Source organism: Microcystis sp. LE19-41.2A, assembly GCF_027530405.1.
In the GTDB taxonomy this organism is placed as follows: domain Bacteria; phylum Cyanobacteriota; class Cyanobacteriia; order Cyanobacteriales; family Microcystaceae; genus Microcystis; species Microcystis aeruginosa.
Genome location: NZ_JAPZQJ010000347.1, coordinates 1 through 4,086, shown reverse-complemented (window position 1 = coordinate 4,086; position 4,086 = coordinate 1). Strand labels below are relative to the sequence as shown.

The 4,086-nt window shown below is 39.3% G+C and carries 7 protein-coding genes; all 7 read right to left on the bottom strand.

Features of this window, described 5'->3' with window-relative positions; genetic code table 11:
* Positions 1-404 precede the first annotated feature (404 nt).
* The gene (locus O9290_RS14235; protein ID WP_288087196.1) at positions 405-539 is read right to left on the bottom strand and encodes a hypothetical protein; all 135 of its coding nucleotides are present in this window, start codon (positions 537-539) and stop codon (positions 405-407) included.
* Between the two features lie 139 nt (positions 540-678).
* Positions 679-882, bottom strand: coding sequence for a tetratricopeptide repeat protein (locus O9290_RS14230; RefSeq protein ID WP_288056006.1), 204 nt, complete (start codon positions 880-882; stop codon positions 679-681).
* A gap of 2 nt (positions 883-884) precedes the next feature.
* The gene (locus tag O9290_RS14225) at positions 885-1,310 is read right to left on the bottom strand and encodes a type II toxin-antitoxin system VapC family toxin (protein ID WP_002756072.1); all 426 of its coding nucleotides are present in this window, start codon (positions 1,308-1,310) and stop codon (positions 885-887) included.
* A 35-nt stretch (positions 1,311-1,345) separates the two neighbouring features.
* A complete protein-coding gene (locus O9290_RS14220; RefSeq protein WP_061433369.1) occupies positions 1,346-1,585 on the bottom strand; it encodes a hypothetical protein in 240 nt (79 codons plus the stop codon).
* Between the two features lie 81 nt (positions 1,586-1,666).
* On the bottom strand, positions 1,667-1,801 hold the full coding sequence (locus O9290_RS14215; RefSeq protein ID WP_288056004.1) for a hypothetical protein: 135 nt from the start codon (positions 1,799-1,801) through the stop codon (positions 1,667-1,669).
* Between the two features lie 116 nt (positions 1,802-1,917).
* Entirely contained in the window at positions 1,918-2,064 is a 147-nt protein-coding gene (locus O9290_RS14210; RefSeq protein WP_288087194.1) for a hypothetical protein, read from the bottom strand.
* A gap of 150 nt (positions 2,065-2,214) precedes the next feature.
* Positions 2,215-4,086, bottom strand: a 1,872-nt coding sequence (locus tag O9290_RS14205) for a tetratricopeptide repeat protein (RefSeq protein WP_288087192.1), incomplete at its 5' end; no start/stop codon positions are given.

Here is a 4,086-nt window from a genome sequence, read left to right as displayed (position 1 = left end):
AACCCTTATAGAGAAAGGCATTTAGCGATTTTTGTCAATTGTTTTTTATCTAGAGCGAACTAATCAATTAAGTCTCTTGCCAGATAAGGATTTAGTCGATTTATGCCCCCCTATCGAACCATAACAAGTAACGAAGAGCCACGTTTTTTTGGATGTTGTCAAAATTTCTCTTGACAAAGGCAGCTTGACAGGATACTATATTCATAATGGAAAATCCGTGCGCCTACAAACCCTCTTTTCCAACGGTCTTAACTATGATTGGTTCATTCAATCAATCTTCATCTCTAATCCACTCTTAACTAGCTCCCTAGTCATAGTTCATCATTCAATCATTCCAATCACCGTCAATGGTGGTGCGTTACGACGGATTGTTAGCTTGAAGTTAAAGCGGAAATTTTGGCCGTCTAACGCACCCTACTGGACTTATCACTAGGTAATAGGTGTAGGGGTAATTCATGAATTGCCCCTACAATTACGTTTTTCTGGATGTTGTTAAATTTTCTCTTGACAAAGGCGACTTGACAGGATACTATATTCATAATGGAAAATCCGTGCGCCTACGAACCCTCTTTTCCAACGGTCTTAACTATGATTGGTTCATTCAATCAATCTTCATCTCTAATCCACTCTTAACTAGCTCCCTAGTCATAGTTCATCATTCAATCATTCCAATCATAGTTAAGACAGCATCCTCAGATAGTTCTGATAAACGATTTGAGTATGGGGATGATTTTCCCCTAATCCTTCTCTGAAAATATTAATCGCTTCTAGATAGAGAGGTTCTGCTTCTGAGTATCTGCCTTTATAATAGTACAATTGTGCTAAATTGTTGAGGGAAGTTGCCACATGGGGATGATTGTCTCCTAGTAGTCGTTTTCTCAAATCTAATGTAACTCTATATTTTGAAATAAAATGAAAAATCCTTCTTGTGTAAAATGCTTATCGTGAGTAAGAATTTCATTTATATTCATTTGGCGCATTGTTTGCATGGATATACAATCTGTTAAGCTGTAATCCTTATCTGGACGATTTTGATATAAATCTAATCCTGATTGGAACGTCTGATGAGTTTGAGGTATAACTAAGATTTGGGGATTATTTTGTAAGCCTCTAATAACTTGTAAGGTTTTTCGTCTAACTGACATTCCATAAGCAGATAGATTGTTGAAAACTTCAATAAAGACTTCATCGGTTGTCACTATTGTTACCTGCTGGAGTTTCCTTGTCATTTCTATAGCTTTCTCATGCCAATCATCACGATTGTTAATGAGAGCAACCCAATAAAATGTGTCTGCAAAGATGGTTTTCATTGCTATGATGCTATAAACTTTAGTTTCGGCTTTGCTTAGGATTTGGGAACTCCATAAAGATAATGATCATGCTGATTAGCAAGATCTATAGGCAACTTTTCTAAGTCGTCATTGTCTAATGGTATCTCTTCCAGAAGCTTTAATATTGCCTCCCCTACATTACTTTCAGATTTAGCATAACTAGCTTGTGCTGAAAGGAGGAAGTTTAAAGTTTCTTCTATTAAAGAATCCGGCGCTTGTTCAATCTCTTGTAATAGTCTCTCTTTAGTATTCATGGTTTTATTCCTTGCTAATCAGTTATCAGTCATCAGTGATTAATTCAATTATAGTTCATCATTCAATCATTCCAATCACTGTCAATGGTGGTGGTGGACTACTGGACTAGGTAATAGGTGTAGGGGTAATTCATGAATTACCCCTACAATAACGTTTGTCTGGATGTTGTCAAATTTTCTCTTGACAAAGGCGACTTGACATGATACTATATTCATAATGGAAAATCCGTGCGCCTACAGACCCTCTTTTCCAACGCTCTTAACTATGATTGGTTTATTCAATCAATCTTCATCTCTAATTCACTCTTAACTAGCTCCCTAGTCATAGTTCATCATTCCAACCACTGTCGATGGTGGTGGGTTACTGGACTAGGTAATGGGTGTAGGGGTAATTCATGAATTACCCCTACAATAACGTTTGTCTGGATGTTGTCAAATTTTCTCTTGACAAAAGCTCCTTGACATGATACTATATTCATAATGGGAAATCCTTGCGCTTGCAGACCCTATTTTCCAATGGTCTTAACTATGATTGGTTTATTCAATCAATCTTCATCTCTAATCCACTCTTAACTAGCTCCCTAATCACAGTCCATCATTCAACATTCCAATCACTGTTAAGACTGTTTTCAGGGATGAGGGGGTTTTGGTTTCAACATTTCCACCACCTCATCGGGAAACCGTTGTCTTAATTCTGCTTCGGGTAATTGGGATAACATCTCCAGATAATTCTGATAAAAGGTTTGGGTATAGGGATGATTTTCCCCTAATCTTTCCCTGACAATATTAATCGCTTCTAGATAAAGAGGTTCCGCTTCTGTGTATCTGCCTTGGGAATAGTACAATCCTGCTAAATTGTTGAGGGAAGTTGCCACAGAGGGATGATTGTCTCCTAAGAGTCGTTTACACAAATCTAATGCTTCTAGATAGAGAGGTTCTGCTTCTGTGTACCTGCCTTGGTAATAGTACAATCCTGCTAAATTGTTGAGGGAAAGTGGCACATCGGGATGATTGTCTCCTAAGAGTCGTTTTCTCAAATCTAATGCTTCTAGATAGAGAGGTTCCGCTTCTGTGTACCTGCCTTGGGAATAGTACAATGCTGCTAAATTGTTGAGGGAAAGTGCCACAGAGGGATGATTGTCTCCTAAGAGTTGTTTTGTCAATTCTAATGCTTCTAGAAGGAGAGGTTCTGCTTCTGTGTACCTGCCTTGGTAATAGTACAATGCTGCTAAATTGTTGAGGGAAGCTGCCACAAGGGGATGATTGTCTCCTAAGAGTTGTTTTGTCAAATCTAATGCTTCTAGATAGAGAGGTTCCGCTTCTGTGTACCTGCCTTGGGATTCGTACAATGCTGCTAAATTGTTGAGGGAACTTGCCACATCGGGATGATTGTCTCCTAAGTGGGTTCGAGTTGCGGTTAAACAAGCTTGACAGTAAGGTTCAGCAATAGCATACAATCCTTGTCCTTGATAATAACGAGCTAAACCCGTATAGGACCAAGCTAAATCCTCATCAGCGATATATTGGGGATATTCCCCGACAGATGCTTGTAGATGGAGAAGGAAAGGTTTAAATTCTTCAACGATTTCTACAGTGGGATTATATGGCATTTCTGCCGATTTTTTGGCCATAATCCCACAATAACGGCGTTTTGCTGGTTCTGCGTGGGGTGATGCTTCTAACTTATCCCGAAAGTAGCGACGCAACAGGGGATGAATTTCATACCAACCATCACGATTATCCTGAACTAAACTCAGGTGAACTAAACTATCGGTTAACCATTCCTCCACTGTATCCCCATCCTCATCGGGAAATAAATCCAGAATCATCCCCTTGGGAAAGGGCGCAAGAGCGAATAAACTGAGGTAAAGTGCCAAAATTTGCGCTTCTGGTTCGCTATGCAACTCCTCCCAACTGAGATTAAAGGCAGCTTTTAACCCTCTTTCCGCAGTCATTTCCCCATGAAACTTGGGATTTTTGTCTAAACTTGGCTCATCTAAGCCGTTTTCGGCTAATTTCTGCCGTATTTTGCTGATTTTCCAATCCTGTCGTCGTACCAGTAACCTTGCCACCAATTCTAACGCCAAGGGTAAATAACCCAAATCCTGACATAATAATTTAGCTGCCTCGATTTGTGTGTCAATTCTGTTATCTACAAGGTAGGAACGCAATAAATCAAGTGCATCTTTTTCTTTTAATACTTCTACCCGAAAAGTCGCAATTGTCGCTGATAAATATTCCTTGCGAGTGGTAATTAAAACCTGAAAGCGTTTGTCTTCTTGCGGTGGTAAATAATCCCTAATTTGCTGATAATCCCGCACATCATCAAAGATAATTAGGACATTTCCCGCTAACCAGTTTTGCCAACAATAACGAATTTTTACGTCTAATTCTCCCTCATCCGGTAAAGTTAATTTGAGATGTACCCGCGCAAAATCTAAAATAGAAGTACCGATAAAACCGCCGTCACTTTCTGCCACATTTAACCAACATATACCCCC